Annotated in this window: 20 protein-coding genes; 7 read left to right on the forward strand and 13 right to left on the reverse strand. The window is 62.7% G+C overall.

Annotated elements, in window-relative coordinates:
• Positions 1–74 precede the first annotated feature (74 nt).
• From murB to AC1M7R_RS03380, 8 genes are all read right to left on the reverse strand, one after another.
• Positions 75–1,094, reverse strand: coding sequence for a UDP-N-acetylmuramate dehydrogenase (gene murB / locus AC1M7R_RS03345; protein WP_072393415.1), 1,020 nt, complete (start codon positions 1,092–1,094; stop codon positions 75–77).
• Positions 1,091–1,555: a low molecular weight protein-tyrosine-phosphatase gene (locus tag AC1M7R_RS03350; protein ID WP_092180306.1), complete on the reverse strand. Its 465-nt coding sequence runs from the start codon at positions 1,553–1,555 to the stop codon at positions 1,091–1,093. Before AC1M7R_RS03350 ends, murB begins: the two co-directional genes overlap by 4 nt.
• Complete coding sequence (kdsB, locus tag AC1M7R_RS03355) at positions 1,555–2,319, reverse strand: 3-deoxy-manno-octulosonate cytidylyltransferase (RefSeq protein ID WP_072431802.1); 765 nt, start codon at positions 2,317–2,319, stop codon at positions 1,555–1,557. The genes AC1M7R_RS03350 and kdsB overlap by 1 nt, the downstream gene beginning before the upstream one ends.
• Entirely contained in the window at positions 2,316–2,501 is a 186-nt protein-coding gene (locus AC1M7R_RS03360; RefSeq protein ID WP_042728811.1) for a Trm112 family protein, read from the reverse strand. The genes kdsB and AC1M7R_RS03360 overlap by 4 nt, the downstream gene beginning before the upstream one ends.
• A 23-nt stretch (positions 2,502–2,524) precedes the next feature.
• Positions 2,525–3,535, reverse strand: a complete 1,011-nt coding sequence (gene lpxK / locus AC1M7R_RS03365; protein ID WP_490610240.1) for a tetraacyldisaccharide 4'-kinase — start codon at positions 3,533–3,535, stop codon at positions 2,525–2,527.
• A complete protein-coding gene (locus tag AC1M7R_RS03370; protein WP_072393427.1) occupies positions 3,535–3,963 on the reverse strand; it encodes an ExbD/TolR family protein in 429 nt (142 codons plus the stop codon). Before AC1M7R_RS03370 ends, lpxK begins: the two co-directional genes overlap by 1 nt.
• Entirely contained in the window at positions 3,960–4,595 is a 636-nt protein-coding gene (locus AC1M7R_RS03375) for a MotA/TolQ/ExbB proton channel family protein (RefSeq protein ID WP_165887346.1), read from the reverse strand. The genes AC1M7R_RS03370 and AC1M7R_RS03375 overlap by 4 nt, the downstream gene beginning before the upstream one ends.
• Before the next feature lie 139 nt (positions 4,596–4,734).
• Positions 4,735–6,969 carry a DNA internalization-related competence protein ComEC/Rec2 gene (locus AC1M7R_RS03380; protein WP_490610241.1) on the reverse strand — a complete coding sequence of 745 codons (2,235 nt, stop codon included), beginning with the start codon at positions 6,967–6,969 and terminating at the stop codon, positions 4,735–4,737.
• 145 nt (positions 6,970–7,114) lie between these two features.
• On the opposite strand from AC1M7R_RS03380, the gene AC1M7R_RS03385 reads away from it, so the two are divergent.
• Positions 7,115–7,630: a DUF2062 domain-containing protein gene (locus tag AC1M7R_RS03385; RefSeq protein WP_072393434.1), complete on the forward strand. Its 516-nt coding sequence runs from the start codon at positions 7,115–7,117 to the stop codon at positions 7,628–7,630.
• 62 nt (positions 7,631–7,692) lie between these two features.
• Here the strand turns inward: AC1M7R_RS03385 and AC1M7R_RS03390 are convergent, their stop codons facing one another.
• The 4 genes from AC1M7R_RS03390 to AC1M7R_RS03405 form a co-directional block, all read right to left on the reverse strand.
• Positions 7,693–8,472: an ABC transporter permease gene (locus tag AC1M7R_RS03390; RefSeq protein WP_053150099.1), complete on the reverse strand. Its 780-nt coding sequence runs from the start codon at positions 8,470–8,472 to the stop codon at positions 7,693–7,695.
• Positions 8,469–9,401: an ABC transporter ATP-binding protein gene (locus AC1M7R_RS03395; protein WP_072431800.1), complete on the reverse strand. Its 933-nt coding sequence runs from the start codon at positions 9,399–9,401 to the stop codon at positions 8,469–8,471. Before AC1M7R_RS03395 ends, AC1M7R_RS03390 begins: the two co-directional genes overlap by 4 nt.
• A 180-nt stretch (positions 9,402–9,581) precedes the next feature.
• Complete coding sequence (locus AC1M7R_RS03400) at positions 9,582–10,205, reverse strand: glutathione S-transferase family protein (RefSeq protein WP_072394117.1); 624 nt, start codon at positions 10,203–10,205, stop codon at positions 9,582–9,584.
• A 44-nt stretch (positions 10,206–10,249) separates the two neighbouring features.
• Positions 10,250–10,909, reverse strand: coding sequence for a transglutaminase-like domain-containing protein (locus AC1M7R_RS03405; RefSeq protein WP_490610242.1), 660 nt, complete (start codon positions 10,907–10,909; stop codon positions 10,250–10,252).
• A 309-nt stretch (positions 10,910–11,218) separates the two neighbouring features.
• Here AC1M7R_RS03405 and AC1M7R_RS03410 point away from each other — a divergent pair, with 309 nt between their 5' ends.
• The 6 genes from AC1M7R_RS03410 to AC1M7R_RS03435 all read left to right on the forward strand — a co-directional run bounded on the left by AC1M7R_RS03410 (position 11,219) and on the right by AC1M7R_RS03435 (position 18,298).
• Positions 11,219–13,666 carry an acyl-CoA dehydrogenase gene (locus AC1M7R_RS03410; protein ID WP_490610243.1) on the forward strand — a complete coding sequence of 816 codons (2,448 nt, stop codon included), beginning with the start codon at positions 11,219–11,221 and terminating at the stop codon, positions 13,664–13,666.
• A gap of 83 nt (positions 13,667–13,749) precedes the next feature.
• Positions 13,750–14,157, forward strand: coding sequence for a PA2817 family protein (locus AC1M7R_RS03415; protein ID WP_072393448.1), 408 nt, complete (start codon positions 13,750–13,752; stop codon positions 14,155–14,157).
• A gap of 128 nt (positions 14,158–14,285) precedes the next feature.
• Positions 14,286–15,308 (forward strand): IS110 family RNA-guided transposase, encoded by a 1,023-nt coding sequence (locus AC1M7R_RS03420; protein WP_165887294.1) that lies wholly within the window; start codon positions 14,286–14,288, stop codon positions 15,306–15,308.
• A gap of 708 nt (positions 15,309–16,016) precedes the next feature.
• Positions 16,017–17,240 (forward strand): type II and III secretion system protein family protein, encoded by a 1,224-nt coding sequence (locus AC1M7R_RS03425; RefSeq protein WP_072393452.1) that lies wholly within the window; start codon positions 16,017–16,019, stop codon positions 17,238–17,240.
• 56 nt (positions 17,241–17,296) lie between these two features.
• Positions 17,297–18,007 carry a tetratricopeptide repeat protein gene (locus AC1M7R_RS03430; protein ID WP_072393455.1) on the forward strand — a complete coding sequence of 237 codons (711 nt, stop codon included), beginning with the start codon at positions 17,297–17,299 and terminating at the stop codon, positions 18,005–18,007.
• A 21-nt stretch (positions 18,008–18,028) separates the two neighbouring features.
• The gene (locus tag AC1M7R_RS03435) at positions 18,029–18,298 is read left to right on the forward strand and encodes a DUF3613 domain-containing protein (RefSeq protein ID WP_490610244.1); all 270 of its coding nucleotides are present in this window, start codon (positions 18,029–18,031) and stop codon (positions 18,296–18,298) included.
• 445 nt (positions 18,299–18,743) lie between these two features.
• Here AC1M7R_RS03435 and AC1M7R_RS03440 read toward each other — a convergent pair whose 3' ends face one another.
• Positions 18,744–19,709, reverse strand: coding sequence for a type II secretion system F family protein (locus tag AC1M7R_RS03440; protein ID WP_072393461.1), 966 nt, complete (start codon positions 19,707–19,709; stop codon positions 18,744–18,746).

The raw sequence follows: 19,709 nt of genomic DNA on the forward strand, positions 1-19,709 counted from the left end.
TTGCGCCGCGGGGCGCTATGCCCGGCAGGGATCGCCAGCCCCGGAAAATCCGCGATGACGGCAACGGGCAGGGTTCAGTAGCGGTTGGGCTCCATTTCCAGTTCGACCTGGAAACGTTCGGCAATGTCTTTCTGGATGCGCAACGCCAGTTCCAGTAGCTGCGAGCCCGTGGCCTCGCCGTAGTTGACCAGCACCAGGGCCTGCAACTTGTGCACCCCGGCGTCGCCTTCGCGAAAGCCCTTCCAGCCGGCTCGCTCGATCAACCAGCCTGCAGCCAGTTTCATGTACCCCTCAGGCTGTGGATAAGCCACCAGGTCGGGGTATTGTGCCTTGAGACGCGCCACGTGAGCGGCCGGTACCAACGGGTTCTTGAAGAAGCTGCCGGCATTGCCCAGCACCGCCGGGTCTGGAAGCTTTTCACTGCGGATACTGCAAATGGCCCGGCTGACATCGAGGGGCGTCGGGCGGTCGACGCCTTGCTCGGTCAGCCGCTGGCGAACCGGGCCGTATTCCAGATGCAAGTGCGCGGCGCGACTGAGGGCAAAACGCACCCGCAGAATCAACCAGCGCCCCGCTTGCTGCTTGAACAGGCTGTCGCGGTAGGCAAACTGGCATTGCTCAAGGGTGAAATCGCGCAGCTCGCCTGTCTGGCGATCCAGGGCAGTGAGACCGGCGAAGACATCCTTTATCTCGACGCCATAGGCACCGATGTTCTGCATCGGCGCCGCCCCCACCGTACCGGGAATCAGGCTGAGGTTTTCCAAGCCTGACCAGCCTTGCGCCAGCGTGTACTGGACGAAAGGGTGCCACGGCTCCCCCGCTTCGGCCTCGACCACGACCCGCTCGCCGTCATCACCGAGCAAGCGGATTCCCTGGCTGGCCATGCGCAGCACCAGCGCGTCGATATCGCCGGTCAGCAGCAGATTGCTGCCGCCACCGATCACCAACAATGGCACCTGATGTCCGGCGACATACGCCAGCGCCTCGCGAACATCCTCGTCGCAATGGGCTTCGGCGAACAGTCGGGCCGTGACGTCCACCCCGAAGCTGTTGAATGGCTTGAGGCTGACGCCGCTGCGTACTTGCAGGCTCATAAGCGCCCCTTCAGTTCGATCACCAGGCGATCCGTGGCGTGCTCGATCAGGTCAAGCACCTGCTCGAAGCCTTGTTCACCGTCATAGTAGGGATCCGGTACATCGTCGAGCCCGGCTTCGTAGCGGCGCAGGAACAGGTCCAGTTCGGCCCTGGCATTGGCCGGTTGCAGGGCCTTGAGATTGCGCAGGTTGCTGCTGTCCATCGCCAGGATCAGATCGTAGGCGGCAAAGTCGGCCCGGCTGACCTGCCGGGCACGCTGGGCCGACAGGTCATAGCCGCGTCGCAGGGCGGCAGCCTGGCTGCGCTTGTCCGGGGCCTTGCCCACGTGCCAGTCCCCGGTACCGGCGGAAGTCACTTCCACCTGCCCGGCCAACCCGGCCTCCCGCAGCTTATGCCGTAGGATGCCCTCGGCGGTGGGGGATCGGCAGATGTTGCCGAGGCAAACGAACAGAACCCGCATCAAGCCTCCAGCAGGCGACGAACGCGCTCGAGGTCTTCGACAGTGTCGACGCCGGTCGGCGGTGCGATCAGCGCATCGGCGACGTGGATCCGCACGCCATGCCAGAGGGCGCGCAATTGCTCCAGGGCTTCGGTGTTTTCCAGCCAGCATGGGCCCCAGCTCACGAAATCCTGGAGGAAGCCGGCGCGGTAGGCATAGATGCCGATATGGCGGCGATACGGCACGCCGGCGGGCATGACGTCGCGGTCTTGAGCGAACGCATCCCGGGCCCAGGGCAACGTGGCACGGCTGAAGGTCAGCGCCAGGCCATCAAGGTCGCTGACCACCTTGACCACGTTCGGGTTGAACAGCGTCTTCACGTCCTCGATCGGCTCGGCCAGGGTGGCCATGCGCGCCTGGGGGTGTGCCGCCAGGTTGTTCGCCACCTGGTCGATCACGCTGGAGGGGATCAGCGGCTCGTCGCCTTGCACATTGACGACGATGGCGTCGGGCTCCAGGCCCAGTTTCTGCGCCACCTCCGCCAGGCGATCGGTGCCGGAATTGTGGTCTTCACGGGTCATGACCACTTCGGCGCCGAAACCGTTGCAGGCCTCGACGATTCGCACATCGTCCGTCGCCACGACCACGCGCTGGGCGCTGCTCTTGCAGGCCTGTTCCCAGACGTGCTGGATCATGGGCTTGCCGGCGATCGTCAGCAACGGTTTGCCGGGCAGGCGCGTCGAGGCGAAGCGCGACGGGATGACGACGGTAAAGGCAACTGTCATTTGTCCAGGCGCTCGTCGGTGCTCAAGGTACGCGCTTCGCTTTCGAGCATCACCGGAATACCGTCGCGGATCGGATACGCAAGGCCGGCGCCCTTGCTGATCAGCTCGGTCTTGTCGGCGCTGAGCTTGAGCGGCCCCTTGCAGACCGGGCAGGCCAGGATATCGAGCAGTTTGGTGTCCATGAGATTCCCCTGGATAAAGGTTTTTAAGGCAACAGACGATCCGGCAACAGGCGCATCAACTGCGTATCGAACCAGGCCGCGAAGGCCGGTGACGGCGCGGCGTCCACCGCCAGGTACCACCAGTCGGAAGCGGCAAAGGCACGGCACTTGACCGCGTCCTTTTCCGTCATGACCACCGGCAACGACGGTGTGAAGCTCAAGGCCTGGGCACTGTATTCGGCATGGTCGGCAAACCCGTGCGGTATAGGACGCCAGTGTAGCGTTTCGAGGGTCTTGAAGAAACGCTGGGGATTGCCGATCCCGGCCACGGCATGCAGTGCCTGGCCGTGCGGAAAATGGTCGAGCGAGCGTCGTTCGCCGCTGGCCACGTTCACCAGGGCGGTGGGCTGCAGTTCGAAGGCGAAACCGTCCTCGCGGTCGGCGCTGGCGCCGTTGTAGAGCACCGCGTCGACCGATTGCAGGCGTTCGACCGGCTCACGCAGCGGCCCGGCAGGCAAGCAGCGCCGGTTGCCCAGGCCACGGGCGTTGTCGATCAATACCAGTTCAAGGTCCCGGGCCAGCCGGTAATGCTGCAGGCCATCGTCGGACAGGATCAGGTCCAGCGGTTCGCTGGCCAGCAGCGCCCGGACCGCGCGGCTGCGATCCGGGTCGATCATCAACGGCACGCCAGTGCGCTGGACGATCAGCAGCGGCTCGTCACCCGCAACACCGGCTTGCTGGTCGGCCCGTACCCGCCACGGCAGTTGCGGGGGCTTGGCCCCGTAGCCACGGCTGACCACGCCAACACGCAGGCCGCTGCGCTGGCAATGCTGGATCATCCACAGGATCATCGGTGTCTTGCCGGTGCCACCCACTGTGATATTACCCACCACCATCAGCGGTACCGGAGGCTGGTAGATGTTGCCCTCGCCTGCCAGGAAGCGCTCGCGCTTGCCCACCACCACGCGCCGGTAGAGCCACTCCAGCGGGCGCAACAGCGACAAGGCCGGGTGACCTTCGTACCACGCGGCGAGCAATCGATCGGACATGGCCATCAGGGTGCCGGCGCCGCCTCGACCGTGGTCATGCGCAGGTGACTGAAACCGAGCTTGCCGGCAGCGTCCATGGCGGTGATGACCGATTGATGAGGCGTCTTGCCGTCGGCGCTGATGGACAACGGCAGGCTGGTGTCACCACCGGACTCCTTCTGCAACACCTCGATCAGTGTCGCCAGGTCGCTCTTGGGCAGCAATTGGTTGTTCACCGAAATGGCCCCCTCCGCGTTGATGGTGACTTCCAGGTTCTTGACCTGCTGGTCTTCGGCCGGCGAGCCGCTGACGGCTTGCGGCAGTTCGACCTTGAGCTGGGTTTCCCGGGTAAAGGTCGTGGTCACGACGAAGAACAGCAGCAGGATGAACACCACGTCGATCAGCGACGCGAGGTTGATCTCGATGTTCTCCCGTGGTTTACGGCGAAATCTCACTTCTTGCCCCCGGCCAGGTCCACGTCTCGGTCGCCCTGCACCACCTCGACCAGCTTGATGGCTTCCTGCTCCATGCCCACCACCAGCTCATCGACACGGCGTTGCAGGAATCGATGGAAGAATACCGACGGAATACCCACCATCAGGCCCGCGGCCGTCGTGATCAGGGCTTTGGAAATCCCGCCCGCCAGCACCGAAGCATTGGTGCTCATGCCCGAACCGGTAAAGGCGCTGAAAATATCGATCATGCCCAGTACGGTACCCAGCAGCCCCAGAAGAGGAGCCATGGCGGCGATGGTGCCCAGGGCATTGATGTAGCGCTCCAGCTCATGGATGACCCGGGCGGCAGCTTCCTCGATGCACTCCTTCATGATCTCGCGACCGTGCTTGGAGTTCGCCAGGCCTGCCGCCAGGATTTCCCCCAACGGTGAACTGGCCCGCAGCTCCTTGAGCTTGTCCTTGTTCAGTTGCTTGTCCTTGATCCAGACCCAGACCTGCCCGAGCAGATGCTCCGGGGTCACACGGCTGGCCCGCAGGGTCCACAGGCGTTCGGCAACGATACCCAGTGCCGCGATGGAACTCAGAATGATCGGCAACATCATCCAGCCGCCGGATTTGACCAATTCCCACACAGTGACAGCCCCCTCGGAAAAAGTGCGCCACTTTATCATACAGAATCGGCCGTGCAGGCCCGCCCCGCCAAAAGCCCGTGCATCGGGCCTCGGGAGACAGGTCCGCCTCCCCCCGCGTCAGCCCCTGTGCCAAGCGGATTCATGGCCCGGAGGACGGCGGGTCGCGCCAATAACGCCGCTGCCCGGCCTGGGTCGTCGGCGCAGCGAAGGCTCCAAGTTGCAGACGAATGGCACCGTGTTCGGCACTGTCGTAGACCGCCATGCCCAACCGTCGATAGCGGGCCATCACTCGAGGATGAGGGTGGCCGAACGCATTGCCTCGCCCTCTCGAGATCAGGACCGAATGAGGAGTGAGACGCGAGAGCAGTGCCATCGACGACGAGCTGCGGCTGCCGTGATGAGGCGCCGCCAGCCACTGGATGGGGACCGCCAAGGGGCCGTCGAGCAAGGCGCGCTCGGCGTGGCTATCGATGTCGCCGGTCAGCAGCAGCCGCTCGCCGCCGGCCTCGACCAGCAAGACACAGGACTTCTGGTTGCTTTCAAGAGCCGCTGCCCATCGCCACAACTCAAACCTGACGCCGTCCCACTCCCACTGCGTACCGCTGTGGCAAGGATCGGCCTTCAGTGCAGCGGGTAAGGCGGCCGGATCACCGCTGATGACCAGGGCGGTGGGCAAGCCGTTGTGCACCGCCCTGGCACCACCGGCGTGATCGGCGTCGGCATGGCTGAGCAGCATCAGGTCCAACCTGCCCACACCCAGTTTGCGCAAGGTGGGCAGCACCACACGCTCGCCTGCATCGGCGTCGCCGAAACGCGGCCCAGCGTCATATAGAAGGTTATGCCGTCGGGTACGCACCAGCACCGCCAGCCCCTGGCCCACATCCAGCTGCCAGATCTCGGCGTGCCCCGCCGGCACCTCGTCCCGCGGCGGAAAAACCAACAGCAACAGCATCGGCCAGCCCAGCACGCGCAGCGGCACGCCTTGCGGCAGCAATATGATGACAGCGCCAAGCGCTGCAATGCACCAGGCCCACACCGGTAGCGCAACCGGAACCCAGGCTGGCCATATTGCGCCGACCAGGGCCAATCCCCGGAACAGCAGGTCGAGCAGCCCACCGGCGATCCACAGCAATCCTTCACCGATGTATGGCACCGGCAGCAAGGCCGTTCCGAGCAATGCCGACGGCAACACCAACAGGCTGATCCAGGGCACCGCCACCAGGTTCACCAACGGCCCGCTGAGGCTGACCGGCAAACCCAGTATCAGCAGCAGCGGACACAGCCCCACCGCGACCAGCCACTGGGGGCGGGTCCAGGTTTGCCACCAGCGCCAGGGACCCAGGCGCCCGCCGAAGATGAAAATCAGTATGGCGACTGCGGCGAACGACAGCCAGAACCCAGGCCTCAGGCTTGCCAGCGGGTCGAACACCAGCACCCCGACCAGCGCCAGCAGCCACGCCCGCCACGGGTCCGGATGACGGAAGCGCAGGCGCCACAGCAACACCAGCCCGATCATCGCGCAGGCCCTTCGCACCGGCACTTCGAAACCGGCGAGCAAGCCGTAGCCCAACGCCGCGACAAAAGCCAGGAAACAGGCCCAGGGCAGCCATGGCAGGTGCGCCGGCCATAAACCGTAACGCGCCGCCCCGGCCACTGACAGGTACATCAGGCCGGCGAGCAGGCCAATGTGCTGCCCGGAAATCACCAGCAAGTGAACCGTGCCGGTGTCTTGCAGCACCTGCCATTCATCGCGGCTCAACCCTGCCCCATCGCCCAGGACCAAGGCGATCAGCGCGCCCGAGCGGCCTTGGACGTCGACCCGTGCCAGCGACTGGCGGACCCCATCGCGCCACGCTCCCTGGGCCGAAGCCAGGCGATGACCGTCCTTGACCGTACCGGTCGCGCCAATCCCCCGGCTCAGCAGCCAGGCGTCGTAGTCGAAACCATGAGGGTTCAGCAGACCCGTGGGCCGCTTGAGTTTCACCGCCAACCGCCAACGTTCGCCGCTACTGACCGGCGGCCCGCCAAACCAGGCCAGGCGCATCGATGACGGCAACCGGGTGCGCCGCGAACGGGCATCGGCCAGCTCGAAGCGCACCACGCCATCACCTTGTTGCGGCAACCCCACGACCCGCCCTTCGACCCAGCGGGTCTCGCCGTCCAGCGCCAAGGGCAACCGGTCGTCCAGTGCCCACTGCGCCCCCAGGCAGGCCCAGGCCAACCCCAGCAGGAAAAAACCCAGCGGGTAGGCTCGAAACGGTAGCAGCATCAAAGCCAGTACCGGCATGGCCGCCATCAGCCATGGCGACGGCAGCGCCGACAAGAAAACCGGGGCCGACAGACCCAGTGCAAGCGCGACCATTCCCCTGCGCATAACCCCATCCTTGAGAGTTCCTCACTCAGGCATAGTCGGTCTGCGGCACCGTGGCCGTTATCAATTGTCACAAAGTCTGAATCTGCCGCTCCTAGAATCCGGACATACTTGCGGCTTTATTGCTTTGAACCGACCGAGAAGCCTTATGCCCCGGCGCCTATTCAAACGTTACATGCCAGACCCAGCGATCATTCGGGAACACAAATCCTTACGCTTTCTCGGCGCCCTGCTGCACGATCCCAACCTTTGGCACCTCAATCGCCACTCCGTGGCCCGGGCAATGGCCGTCGGCCTGTTCGCCGCCTTTCTCCCCATCCCCCTGCAGATGCTGCTGGCCGCCGCGCTGGCCGTCACGGTCCGCGGCAACATCCCCATTGCGGTGAGCCTGGTCTGGCTGACCAATCCCATCACCATGCCGGCGGTGTTTTTCTGCACCTACCAGACCGGGGCGTGGCTGATGGACGTTCCTGCCCGGACCCTGCCCGATGAACTGACCTGGGCATGGATCACCGACCAGCTGTCCACTTTGTGGCGACCGTTCCTGCTGGGCTCGGTGGTGACTGGCCTGGTGCTCGGCGTCCTGGCGTATTTCGTGACCATGAGCTACTGGCGCTGGTGGGTGGCGCGGCAATGGAAAAAGCGCAAGAAAAGACGGCAGTGAAATGCAAAAAGGCCTCCCTGATCGGAGGCCTTTTCAGTGGTGCAAGGTAAATGCGCAGCCCGTTATGTCCGCATCCCGCGTCCGCTCACCAGCAACCGGGCGCAACCGATATAGAGCACCACCGTCGCCACCAGCATGAAGGTGATCGCGATGCTGATCCTGATGTCCGAAACCCCGAGGATCCCGTAGCGGAAGGCGTTGACCATGTGCAGCACCGGGTTGGCCAGGGACACGGTCTGCCAGAACGGTGGCAGCAGCGAGATGGAGTAGAACACCCCGCCCAGGTAAGTCAGCGGCGTGAGCACGAACGTGGGAATGATGGAGATGTCATCGAAGTTGCGCGCGAACACGGCATTGATGAAGCCCAGCAGCGAAAAGATCGTCGCGGTGAGCACCACCACCAGTATCGTCACTCCCAGATGGTGCACCTGCAGATCGGTGAAGAACAACGACAGCAGGGTCACGATCAAGCCCACCGCCAGGCCGCGCAAGACACCGCCCAGGGTAAAGCCGATCAGGATCGTATGGGGCGAAACCGGCGAGACCATCAGTTCTTCGATGGAGCGCTGGAACTTGCTGCCGAAGAAACTCGACACCACGTTGCCGTAGGAGTTGGTGATCACCGACATCATGATCAGCCCGGGCACGATGTAGTCCATGTACGTGAAGCCACCCATGTCACCGATCTGCCGACCGATCAGGTTGCCGAAGATCACGAAGTACAGAACCATGGTGATGGCCGGCGGCAGCAAGGTCTGTGGCCAGATCCGCATGAAGCGGCGGACCTCACGGTAAACGATGGTGTTGAGGGCAATGAGATTGGGACGGAACTCGGAACTCATACCGCCACCTTCGCCAGGTTTTTTTCCACCAGGGACACGAACAGCTCCTCGAGGCGATTGGTCTTGTTGCGCAGGCTCTGCACTTCGATGTTCTGCAGGGCCAGCTGGGTGAACAGTCCGGTAATGCCGACGGACTTGTCCACCTGCACTTCCAGGGTGCGATGATCCAGCAGCCGGGCCGGATAACCGACCAACTGCGGCGCGCTATCGAGATCGCCCTTGAGGTCCAGCAGGAAGGTTTCCACATGCAGTTGGCTGAGCAGTTGCCGCATGCTGGTGTTCTCGACGATGGTGCCGTGGTCAATGATGCCGATGTTGCGGCACAACTGCTCGGCCTCTTCCAGGTAATGGGTGGTAAGAATGATGGTGATGCCTTTCTGGTTCAGCTCGGTCAGGAAGGTCCACATCGAACGACGCAGCTCGATGTCCACGCCCGCGGTCGGTTCGTCGAGGATCAACAGGCGTGGCTCGTGCACCAGGGCCCGGGCAATCATCAATCGCCGCTTCATGCCACCGGACAACGAACGGGACGGCACGTCGCGCTTGTCCCACAACCCCAGTTGGGTCAGGTAGCGCTCGGCGCGCTCGTTGGCGATCTTCGGCGGGATGCCGTAGTAACCCGCCTGGGTCACGACGATGTCGAAGGTCTTTTCGAACTGGTTGAAATTGAATTCCTGGGGGACCACGCCGATGGAGCGCTTGAGCGCGGCGGGTTCGCGGTCCAGGTCATGGCCGAAGACACTCACGGTGCCGCTGGTCTTGTTCACCAGCGTGGACAGGATGCCGATGGTGGTGGATTTGCCCGCGCCGTTGGGGCCGAGCAAGGCGAAGAAATCACCTTCGGCGACGTCCAGATCGATACCACTCAAGGCCTGGAAACCGTTGCCGTAGGTTTTGGTTAGCTGCCGGATGGACAGAGCGGAACTCATAACGGATCTACGCACCAAGAGGAGAGGAAAACATTAGGTTTTGTACGAAAAGTGCCTGCGCGACCTTTCGCACAAACCCTAGATAAGGGCGAGTGGCGAACAATGCAACCACTGGCGCAGGAGGTGCCATGGTGCTTGGCGGCGCCACACAAGTACAGTCAAGCGTGTCGATAGTAAGTATTAAGTCAACGCGGTCATGACCGCCTTGCGATAAGCCGGACGCTGCTGCAATCGCGCATACCAGGCCTGCAGGTGAGGCAATGGGGCACGCTCGATGGGCATCTCGAACCAGGCATAAATGAAACTGCCCAGGGGAATGTCCCCCATGCCGATTTCATCGCCCGACAGGAAAGGTTGCTCGCCCAGCGCCTGGTCCGCCACTGCCAGCACCGCGTCGCAGACCTGGATCGCCGACTTGATGGCAGCCCAGTCCTGCTGTTCGGCGGGCGTGCGCAGGACGCCCCAGAACACGGTGCGAAACGGATCGGCGAAGGTGGAAGTGGTCCAGTCCATCCATTTTTCAGCCTGGGCCCGAGCCTGAAGGTCGGTGGGGTACCAGGCCGAACCGGATGCGTGACGGGCCATCAGGTAACGCACGATGGTGTTGGACTCCCAGAGCACGAAACCATCGTCCTCGAGCATCGGAACCCGGCCATTGGGATTCTTCGCGCGGTATTCGGGCGTGTCCACCACGCCGAATGCGCCACCGGCGTCGATGGCCTCGAAGGCCAATCCCAACTCCTCGGCGCACCACAGCGCCTTACGGACATTCGATGAGTTTTTCCGGCCCCAGATCTTCAGCATCACGGCATCCTCGATGAATAAGTGCCGCAGCAGCATACGCCGGATCAGCCATGACTCAAATCGCCCTGCATGTCGCCCAGCACCGGCGCCAGCCGATCCTCGAACAGGTGCGGATAGCATTTTTCCAGGTGCTGGAAAAAGAACCCTTCCGGTACGTCGGGGAAAGGACCGTGGTCAGTGACGTATTCCATCGACCGGGCACCCTGGCGATTGAACGGATGGAAGATGCTGTCATGACGACCATCGAACTCCAGGGGCGCGACGTCGAACAACTCACACAAACCCTGGTTGAAGGCCGGCGTGGCCTTGACCCAGCGGTCGTTCAGGTACAGCTCGGTGTAACCGTGCATGGCGAACACATCGCTCCTGAGCAGCTCCAGCAGGCGCGGCGTGGACAAGTGATTGCGCACATCCGCCAGGCCGATCCGGGCCGGGACAGCACAGTGACGGGCGCAGGCGGCCAGCAACGTTGACTTGGGCACGCAATAGCTTTCACCCAGGGCCAATGCATGACTGCCACGCAGAGTCGCCGGGTCGCGGCTGAAGGTATAAGGGTTGTAGCGCACTGCTTCGCGCACGGCGTAATACAGGCTGATCGCCTGCGCCGTCGGATCGCGGTCGGTGCCGCGGTGGGTTTCGGCGAACGCGATGACCGCAGGATGATCGCTGTCGATGAAGCGGCCGGGGTTCAGGTATTGCTGCATGGGGAAACCTCTCGCACTGCAACGCCGCTGGCAGGGTCAGAACTTGCTCCTGCACCGGCGCAACGCCTACGGCATCAGGGAAACGCTGAGTCTATCCACAGCCCTGATGCAGCGATAACGGCGTTTCGGCCAAACAATGGCGTTTTCTCTCCTTTTCGGCGAACGATTTCCCACGGCTGTTGCCAACCAGACTGGCGTAACGCATGCGAGATTTCCCACGAAACCCATCACATCGCGCTGACCGCCGGATTGACCGATGCCGTCTAAGCTCTGGGGGTCGGTCTTGCCTTGGTTCACGGAGGATTACATATGCTGTTGTTGTGGATACTGGTCCTGGTCGTCGGGATCGCCTGGCTGGCGCATCGGCGCATCGCCCCGCTACCCGTGCTGGGTGTCGTCGCGGTCTACCTGCTGGCCATGGGCATCTTCAGCCCCGCCCCCGGCTGGCTGATGGCGATCCTCTGGGTGGTGCTGGCCGCCATCGCGGCCCCCCTGCTGCTGCCGGACCTGCGCCGCAGATACTTCAGCGCGCCGATGTTCGAGTGGTTCCAGAAAACCCTGCCGCCCATGTCGGAGACCGAGCGTGACGCCATCGACGCCGGCACGGTGTGGTGGGACGGCGAGCTGTTCAGCGGTCGGCCCGACTGGGACACGCTGCTGGCCTACCTCAAGGTGCAACTGACCGAAGAAGAACAGGCCTTCCTCGACGGGCCCACCGAAGCACTCTGCGCCATGGTCAGCGACTGGCAGATCGGCCAGGCCATGGACCTGCCGCCCGAAGCCTGGGCGCACATCAAGGAGCACGGGTTCTTCGCGCTGATCATTCCCAAAGCCTACGGCGGCAAGGGTTTCTCCGCCTATGCCCACTCCCAGGTGGCCATGAAACTGGCGACCCGCAGCGGCGACCTGGCGTCGACCGTGATGGTCCCCAACTCCCTGGGTCCGGCGGAACTGCTGCTGCACTACGGCACCGAGGAACAACGCGACCATTACCTGCCACGGCTGGCACGTGGCGACGATATCCCCTGTTTCGCCCTGACCGGGCCACTGGCCGGCTCCGACGCCGGAGCGATGCCCGACACCGGCATCGTCTGCAAGGGAGAGTGGCAGGGCCAGGAAACCCTCGGCCTGCGCCTGAACTGGGAAAAACGCTACATCACCCTCGGCCCGGTGGCGACCCTCCTCGGCCTGGCGTTCAAGGCGTACGACCCCGACCACCTGCTGGGCGACGAAGAAGACCTGGGCATCAGCCTTGCGCTGATTCCCACCGATACACCCGGGGTCAATATCGGTCGCCGTCACCTGCCCCTCGGCGCGGCGTTCATGAACGGACCGAACTGGGGCAAGGACGTGTTCATCCCCCTGGACTTCCTCATCGGCGGCCAGGCCATGCTCGGCAAGGGCTGGATGATGCTGATGAACTGCCTGTCGGTGGGGCGCTCGATCTCCCTGCCGGCGGTGGGAACCGGGGCGGCGAAATTCACCAGCCTGGTAACCGGCCAGTACGCCCAGGTGCGGGAGCAGTTCAACGTACCGTTGTCGGCCTTCGAAGGCATCCAGGAGGCCATGGCTCGAATCGGTGGCAATGCCTGGCTGATGGATGCCGCGCGCATGCTCACCGCCAACGCGGTGGACCTGGGTGAAAAACCCTCGGTGCTGTCGGCGATCCTCAAGTACCACCTGACCGAACGCGGCCGCGAGTGCATCAGCCACGCCATGGACGTGCATGGGGGCAAGGGCATCATCATGGGCCCGAACAACTACCTGGGGCGCAGCTGGCAAGGCGCGCCGATCTTCATCACCGTGGAAGGCGCGAACATCCTGTCGCGCAACCTGATGATCTTCGGCCAGGGGGCGATCCGCTGCCATCCTTTCGTACTCAAGGAAATGGCCCTGGCCACTCGCGAGGACAAGGACCAGGCGCTGCTGGAATTCGATCGGCTGCTGCTCAAGCACATCGGCTTCGCCGTCAGCAATGCCGCCAGCACCCTGGTGCTGAACCTGGGGCTGGGGCATTTCGAAAGAGCTCCGGGCGACACCTTGAGCCAGGGTTATTTCCGAGCGCTCAACCGACAGGCAGCGGCATTCGCCCTGCTGGCCGACCTGAGCATGATGTTGCTGGGCGGCGAGCTCAAACGTCGCGAACGCCTGTCGGCACGCCTGGGCGATGTGCTCAGCCACCTGTACCTGGCCAGTGCGGCCCTCAAGCGATACCACGACCTGGATTCACCGGACCATATGGCGCCGCTGTTCACCTGGGCCATGGAAGAAAGCCTCGGTCAGTCGGAGCGTGCGCTGGACGAACTGCTGGAAAATTTCCCCAACCGGTTGCTGGGTGGCCTGCTGCGCTGCGTGGTATTCCCCTTCGGCCGCCGCCACAAGGGGCCGAGCGACCGCCTGGATGCCGAAGTGGCCGCGGTGATCGGCCGAGCCAAGGGCGATCCGACCCTCGAGGAGTTGTTGCAGGGCTGCTATCGCCCACAATCGGTCGACGACCCCGTGGGCGCCCTGCAGCACGCCGCCGACCTGCTGGCCGCTGCGCATCCCACGCAACGCAAGTTGCATACGGCACTCAAGCAAGGCCAGCTCAACCCGGCCCCGGGGGAACACCTCATCGACGCCGCCCTCGAAGCGGGAGTGCTGCAGGCCGGCGAAGCCCAGGCCCTGCGCGAGGCCGAAGCGGCGCGACGCAAGGTCATCGACGTGGATGATTTCGACAAGGAGGCGCTGACACTCGCCGAAGGCAGGGTCCGCTGATCCCGCCGACCGGTTCCACCATGTAAAAACGGGCGCGGTGGCTTTATACTCCCGCGCCCGTTTTGCTCTTGAGGACTTATCTCGTGTCCAACGTCGTTGCCGATCACCTTCTCCTGCTTGACCACTTGCGCAGCATCCTGGTCGCCGTGGGTGAGGCCGAACAGGTTCCCGAAGAAAGCCATGCCTTGTTCCTGGAGCGCTTCGACGAGTTGCGTGCGCAATTGCCCATCGACCCGATCGAAAGCCAGTACCTGGGCCAGGATCTGCTGTGCCAGGTGATCGTACGTTACCCACAGGTCGCCCATCTCGTACCTCGCGACCTGTTGTGGTACTTCGGCGGTGACTGCCTGCACTACATGCCCGATGAAGAAATCAGCCTGTACCAGGCGCTGGAGGAGCGCCGTTTCGAAGCCGAACAGAACGACGAGCCGTTCGACTGGAACCAGGAAAAACAATTGCTGGCTATGTCGGACCAGGACAGCAAGCACTGATCTCGATCCAGTCACGCCAAAGGCCCGCACGGTTGATCCTGCGGGCCTAATGAGATGGTCAGCCTGACCGAGAAGCCCTGCAGGTTTACGCTTGCAGGGCTTTTCTCGTTTTCGGCGGAGGATCTCTCATGAACACGATGACGCTTCTCGGCATCGACATTGGTAAACACAGTTTCCATCTGCACGGCCAGGACGCCAAAGGTCATCAGGTTTTGCGCAAGAAAACCAGCCGCAGCCAATTGCTCGGCACATTGGCCCAACTGCCGGCCTGCACGGTGGTGATGGAGTCGTGTGGCGGTGCCCACTGGCTGGCTCGACAGGTTGAGGCATTGGGCCACGAGGTAAAACTGATTGCCCCGCAATACGTTAAGCCGTTCGTCAAAGGCAACAAAAACGACTTCATTGATGCCGAAGCGATTTGCGAGGCGGCGAGCCGCCCCGCGATGCGCTTCTGCTCGATTAAAACCGCAGAGCAACAAACGCTTTCAGCTTTGCATCGTGTCCGAGATTCCTTGATTGGCCATCGCACCGTCGCGACCAATCAGATTCATGGTTTTTTGCTGGAATTCGGGATCAGCCTGCCCATTGGCGCAACGGCGTTGAACCGCGTGCCAGCGCTGCTGGACGATCCACAACATCCGGTTCCATTGCGCCTAAAGAGCGTGGTGATGCGTCTTCATCGTCAAATCCAACAGCTGAATGATGAAATCAAGGACATCGAGTCCGACCTGAAACAGCAGTTGAAAGAAGACGATGCCGGAAATCGTTTGCAGAGTATTCCTGGCATCGGCCCAATCACCGCCAGTGCGGTATTGGCGGATGTGGGCGATGCGTCGAACTATCGAAGTGGACGCGATTTTGCCGCTTCGCTGGGGCTGGTGCCGAGGCAGTATTCGACGGGTGGGAAGACGGTGCTTCTGGGGATCAGCAAGCGTGGCGACAAGCACATCCGCCAATTGCTGGTACAGGGCGCGCGATCCGTTATTCAGCATATCGATAAGCGAGAGGACGCCTTGGGGCCTTGGGTTCGAGAGCTACTGACGCGTCGCCACTCCAATGTCGTCGCGTGTGCGCTAGCAAACAAACTGGCGCGAATCGTGTGGGCGGTACTGGCCAAAGGCGGCCAGTACGACCCACATCCGAACGCTTGAATGCACAGCGTTACCACCGGCTTTTGCGACGTCACTGACTGATGACAGTAAACGGCAAACGGCCCGACTGAGAACCTGGCAATAAAATCAGCTTTAGAAGCTGAGGGTTTTTTCAGGACAGTCGGGAGCGGCTACTCATCGAGGGCCGAGCGTTGTTGCAGCAACGCTCACAACGAGCCCGGATACATTAGCGCAAGCCAGCTTTACCGAAAACAGCCCATGAGGTTGCAGGAGAAGGGCTGACCATACATTTTTATTGGGAAACCGAAACAGGCGCCAGGCCTTGGAGCATTCCTGGAAGGAATGCAGACCAAGGGCTACTCAGGGCAAAAGACATTTTATTGACACGTGTTTTGCCATCATTTCGCCGACCGTCACTTTTTAGGCGTTTTTTTCATTTCAGGCGTGGCGCTTTGCCATAGGTCGACTACCTTCAAACAGAAGCGAGAACGATGGCAGGCAGAGCGCCCTTGCGGGTGAGCTGTGGATATCCGCCATTGGCTCGACGACCGGAGCTTTCCGGGTCTTGAGGATGTTTTCGAAAGCCGCCCGCCGTTCAGTCGGGCCGGTGATCGTCGCTGGCGTTCAGCGGCGAATTCCGTACCGGCTCATTGAGTCGCGTGGTGAGTGAGGGGGTTGCCCGGGCCCCATAAATGATCCGAGGCATCGTTCAAGCCTATGGACGGCCAGTCTGTCGAGGATCATCTTATGAGCTACCGTACCGTGCCCGCTATAAAACACCTTATCCATGGCTTGTTCTGGATGGGCCTTGGCCTGGATGCGGCGCAGGCCGCACCTGCCAGCTGTGCGCAACTGGACAAGTTGCCGGCCACCTTCGTGGTTGGCCAGGGCCTCCAGGACGAATTGCGTATCCTGGCGCCCGTGACCAAGCTGGCAGTGGGCGACCCGAAAATTGCCGACGTCCAGCCCAGTGGCAGCGACGCTTTCATTCTTACGGGCATCGCGCCGGGCGCCACCAGTCTGATGGTCTGGACGGAATGCTCGAAAACGCCCCGCCAAAGCATGATTTTCGTCGAAGGCCGGGCCACCGCGGCGTTGACCAGCGCGGCCAGCGTGCCTACCGAGGATCCGATGCTGCTGGCCCAGGTGCAGACCGATATCCGTTTCGTCGAGGTCAGCCGGACCAAGCTCAAGGAAGCCTCGACCTCGATCTTCGGCAGCCGTGGCAACTTCCTGTTCGGCTCCCCTCGGACCTTGCCCACCATCGGTGGCGTGGTCCGGCCGTCGCTGCCGGTCAACAACGACATGTTCAACCTGTCATTCGCCACCGGGCAAACCCTGCTGATGATCAACGCACTGGAAGGCAGCGGCTTTGCCTACACCCTGGCGCGGCCGAGCCTGGTAGCCCTCAGTGGCCAGAGCGCGAGCTTCCTGGCCGGTGGCGAGGTGCCAATCCCGGTGCCCAGCGCCGGCAGCGACAACGTCTCCATCGAATACAAGGAGTTCGGTATCCGCCTGACCCTGACGCCAACCGTCATCGGGAAAAACCGCATTGCCTTGAAGGTGGCTCCGGAAGTCAGTGAGCTGGATTTCACCAACGCCGTGAACATCGCCGGCACGCTGGTTCCGGCGCTTACCGTGCGCCGTACCGATACCAGCATTGCCCTGGCCGACGGCGAAAGTTTCGTCATCAGCGGCCTGATCAGCACCCGCAACGCTTCCCAGGTGAACAAGTTTCCGGGATTGGGCGATGTTCCGATTCTCGGCGCGTTCTTTCGCGACAACTCCATCAACCGCGAAGAACGGGAACTGTTGATGATCGTCACGCCGCACCTGGTCCAACCCCTGGCTGCCAACGCGCAACTGCCGACGTTGCCGGGCGAACAGCTGCGCAACTACGACCCTAATTTCTACCGGATGTACTTTCTCGAAAACGGCGAGTTCGACAACCGCACGGGTCTTTCCCAATGAGCCGGCGCCTGCTGTGCCGGCGTCCAGGGATCGAGCCTGTAACCAGGGGACATTCAATGAAAGCAATCATCGCGTTGACGGCGAGCCTGGTGCTCGCCGGCTGTGCCAGTAACGGCGTGGCGTCTCGCCCGACCAGTTGCGTCAAGCCCGGATCCGACCAGGAGCTGGCCCTGAACCTGGCCGACGACATGGCCAATGACGGTCGCTTGTACGCCAGCCTCGCCAACCTCGAGGGGCTGCCCGAGGACCTGGTCCAGGTCCGCTTGCGCAAGGCCCGGGTCCTGCGCCTGATGGGGCGTAACGAAGCGGAGCCGTTGTACCAGAGCCTGCTCGGGACCTGCCTGGCCGCCGATGGCGAACATGGCCTCGGCCAACTGGCCGCCGCCAGGAACGACAATGCCACCGCCATCGAACACCTCGAACGTGCGGTGAAAATGGCTCCCACCGAAGGAAAGATCCGCAACGACCTGGGCGTTGTCTATCTGAACCAGCGCCGGATCCCTGAAGCACGCTTCGAGTTCATGACCGCCATGGAACTGCGCCAGTCGGATTCCCTGGCGGCGCTCAACATGGTGACGCTGCTGATCTACCAGGACAACTGGAAACAGGCCGCCGAACTGGCAAGCATGGCCAGGCTGAGTCCCAGCCAGGTGGCAGACGCCCAGGCCCGCGCGGAAAAAATCAGGGGCATGACCAACAAGGTGGGGATCACACAGGCCGACCGTCTGACCGAGGTAGCCGATGTCTCATCCGGCACGGTCAAGTAAGCATTGCGAGGAGTTCAAGAGATGAAAACCAAACAACTGTCGATCGTGTGCATGGCCTGCCTTTGCACCACCGCCTGGGCAATCGAGCCCGGTCCTTCTTCCGCCGCCCAACAAGACACCGAGAGCTGGATGCAGCTACAGATTCGCGGAGTGGTTGCCTCCACCCACCTGCAAACCGCCTCGGCCACCGAACGCGAACTGGCCATGCAGCGCTGGCTCAATAGTTTCAACTATCCGATCCCGGAGTACTTCGACCAGGACTCGGGTGGAGAGATCACCAGCAGCAAATGAAATCCGGCAACAATACAGATCGCCCCGAGGCCCCACCGCCCTGGGGCTTTTTTATACCGTTGGCAAGGCTCGATTCCTTTGCCGGAGCTGGCTGATGCATCACGAGGCCAGCGCGTAGGACGCCAGACGACCCAACGGGGCACGCGCCCTCGTCACATTCAGAATCACACACCCTTGTGGCGCATCGCAGGGCTGCGCCCCGACAGCGGCACAACTCCACCCCGGCTGATGCAGCACGAAGGTGGACTCCAAGGCCTCCATGCGACCCGAAGAGCGCACGCATCCCGTCACAGGGTACTGAGGCGAGACTTAAGAATAGGCTGGAACAACCCTGGCGAGGGCGGTTGTGCCCCTGGGCCCAACCGCCGCAAACAACAAGGGCCGCGAGGCGGCCCGGAGGGGAGCAAGCTTTCTCGTCAGCGCGAGCCAACGTTCGCAGGCGCGGCTACATATTGCCGAAGGCCCTGAACACGCCAATCATGGCGGGCCCGATGGCGACCAGGAAGAAGCTTGGCCAGAGGCAGAAGATCAAAGGAAAGATCAGCTTGGTGCCGATCTTCGCCCCCATCTCCTCGGCGGCCTGGGTCCGCCGGTCGCGAAATTCATCGGCATAGATACGCAGGGTATCGGCCACGCTCGTGCCGAAACGGATGCTCTGCGCCAACAGGCTGACCAGGCCCTGGATGTCCTCCAGCCCGGTGCGCACGGCCAGTTGCCTGAGCGCCTCGGTGCTGGTGATGCCGGCACGGATCTGCGCATTGACCAGGGCCAGCTCTTCGGCCAGCTCGACCTGGCTGACCGACATTTCTTCCGCCACCCGTTCGATGGTGGTAGGCAGGGCCAGGCCCGATTCGACACACACCACCATCAAGTCCAACGCATCCGGAAATGCCGCACGCAACCGGCCTTGTCGCGCCTGCTTGCGCTTGCCGACATAGATCGCCGGCAGCAACCAGCCGACCCCCGCCACCACAGTCACGATCAGCAGCCCGACAATCAACGACACCTTGATCAGCGGCAGCAACACCAACGCGATACCGAGCAGCAGCAACGGCAGCATCAAGCGCACGGCCCAGTACATCTGCACCGCCGATGCGGACCGGTAACCGGCATGGGTCAGCAAGGTCTGGGTGGCGGATGCCTGGGCCTGGTCGGTCGAGGCAAAGCGCTGGCCTACCCGCTCCAGCAGCAGTTGCAGGTTACCGGGGGCCTGCTGTCCCGCCGACGTGCCGCCATAGCCGCGCTTGATCAAGGCCAGGCGTCTCTGCACCGGGTCCTGCAGGCCCAGCAGCAGCAAGAGCACAGCGACCACCGCCAGTACCGTACTGACACCGATCACGGCAATGAACAGCAGCCGTGCCACCTCCTCGCTTCCTGTAAACCGACTGAACAACCCGAGCAAAAAATCCAT

It is taken from the genome of Pseudomonas sp. MS01C9, assembly GCF_058202755.1.

Bases quoted from the DNA above. Each gene is read 5' to 3' on its own strand.
- AC1M7R_RS03380 (WP_490610241.1), bottom strand. From the start codon at position 6,969: ATGCGCAGGGGAATGGTCGCGCTTGCACTGGGTCTGTCGGCCCCGGTT.
- AC1M7R_RS03435 (WP_490610244.1), top strand. From the start codon at position 18,029: ATGAAAACCAAACAACTGTCGATCGTGTGCATGGCCTGCCTTTGCACC.
- AC1M7R_RS03425 (WP_072393452.1), top strand. From the start codon at position 16,017: ATGAGCTACCGTACCGTGCCCGCTATAAAACACCTTATCCATGGCTTG.
- AC1M7R_RS03410 (WP_490610243.1), top strand. From the start codon at position 11,219: ATGCTGTTGTTGTGGATACTGGTCCTGGTCGTCGGGATCGCCTGGCTG.
- AC1M7R_RS03405 (WP_490610242.1), bottom strand. From the start codon at position 10,909: ATGCAGCAATACCTGAACCCCGGCCGCTTCATCGACAGCGATCATCCT.
- murB (WP_072393415.1), bottom strand. From the start codon at position 1,094: ATGAGCCTGCAAGTACGCAGCGGCGTCAGCCTCAAGCCATTCAACAGC.
- AC1M7R_RS03400 (WP_072394117.1), bottom strand. From the start codon at position 10,205: ATGCTGAAGATCTGGGGCCGGAAAAACTCATCGAATGTCCGTAAGGCG.
- AC1M7R_RS03390 (WP_053150099.1), bottom strand. From the start codon at position 8,472: ATGAGTTCCGAGTTCCGTCCCAATCTCATTGCCCTCAACACCATCGTT.
- AC1M7R_RS03440 (WP_072393461.1), bottom strand. From the start codon at position 19,709: ATGGATTTTTTGCTCGGGTTGTTCAGTCGGTTTACAGGAAGCGAGGAG.
- AC1M7R_RS03420 (WP_165887294.1), top strand. From the start codon at position 14,286: ATGAACACGATGACGCTTCTCGGCATCGACATTGGTAAACACAGTTTC.
- lpxK (WP_490610240.1), bottom strand. From the start codon at position 3,535: ATGGCCATGTCCGATCGATTGCTCGCCGCGTGGTACGAAGGTCACCCG.
- AC1M7R_RS03360 (WP_042728811.1), bottom strand. From the start codon at position 2,501: ATGGACACCAAACTGCTCGATATCCTGGCCTGCCCGGTCTGCAAGGGG.
- AC1M7R_RS03350 (WP_092180306.1), bottom strand. From the start codon at position 1,555: ATGCGGGTTCTGTTCGTTTGCCTCGGCAACATCTGCCGATCCCCCACC.
- AC1M7R_RS03385 (WP_072393434.1), top strand. From the start codon at position 7,115: ATGCCCCGGCGCCTATTCAAACGTTACATGCCAGACCCAGCGATCATT.
- AC1M7R_RS03395 (WP_072431800.1), bottom strand. From the start codon at position 9,401: ATGAGTTCCGCTCTGTCCATCCGGCAGCTAACCAAAACCTACGGCAAC.
- kdsB (WP_072431802.1), bottom strand. From the start codon at position 2,319: ATGACAGTTGCCTTTACCGTCGTCATCCCGTCGCGCTTCGCCTCGACG.
- AC1M7R_RS03430 (WP_072393455.1), top strand. From the start codon at position 17,297: ATGAAAGCAATCATCGCGTTGACGGCGAGCCTGGTGCTCGCCGGCTGT.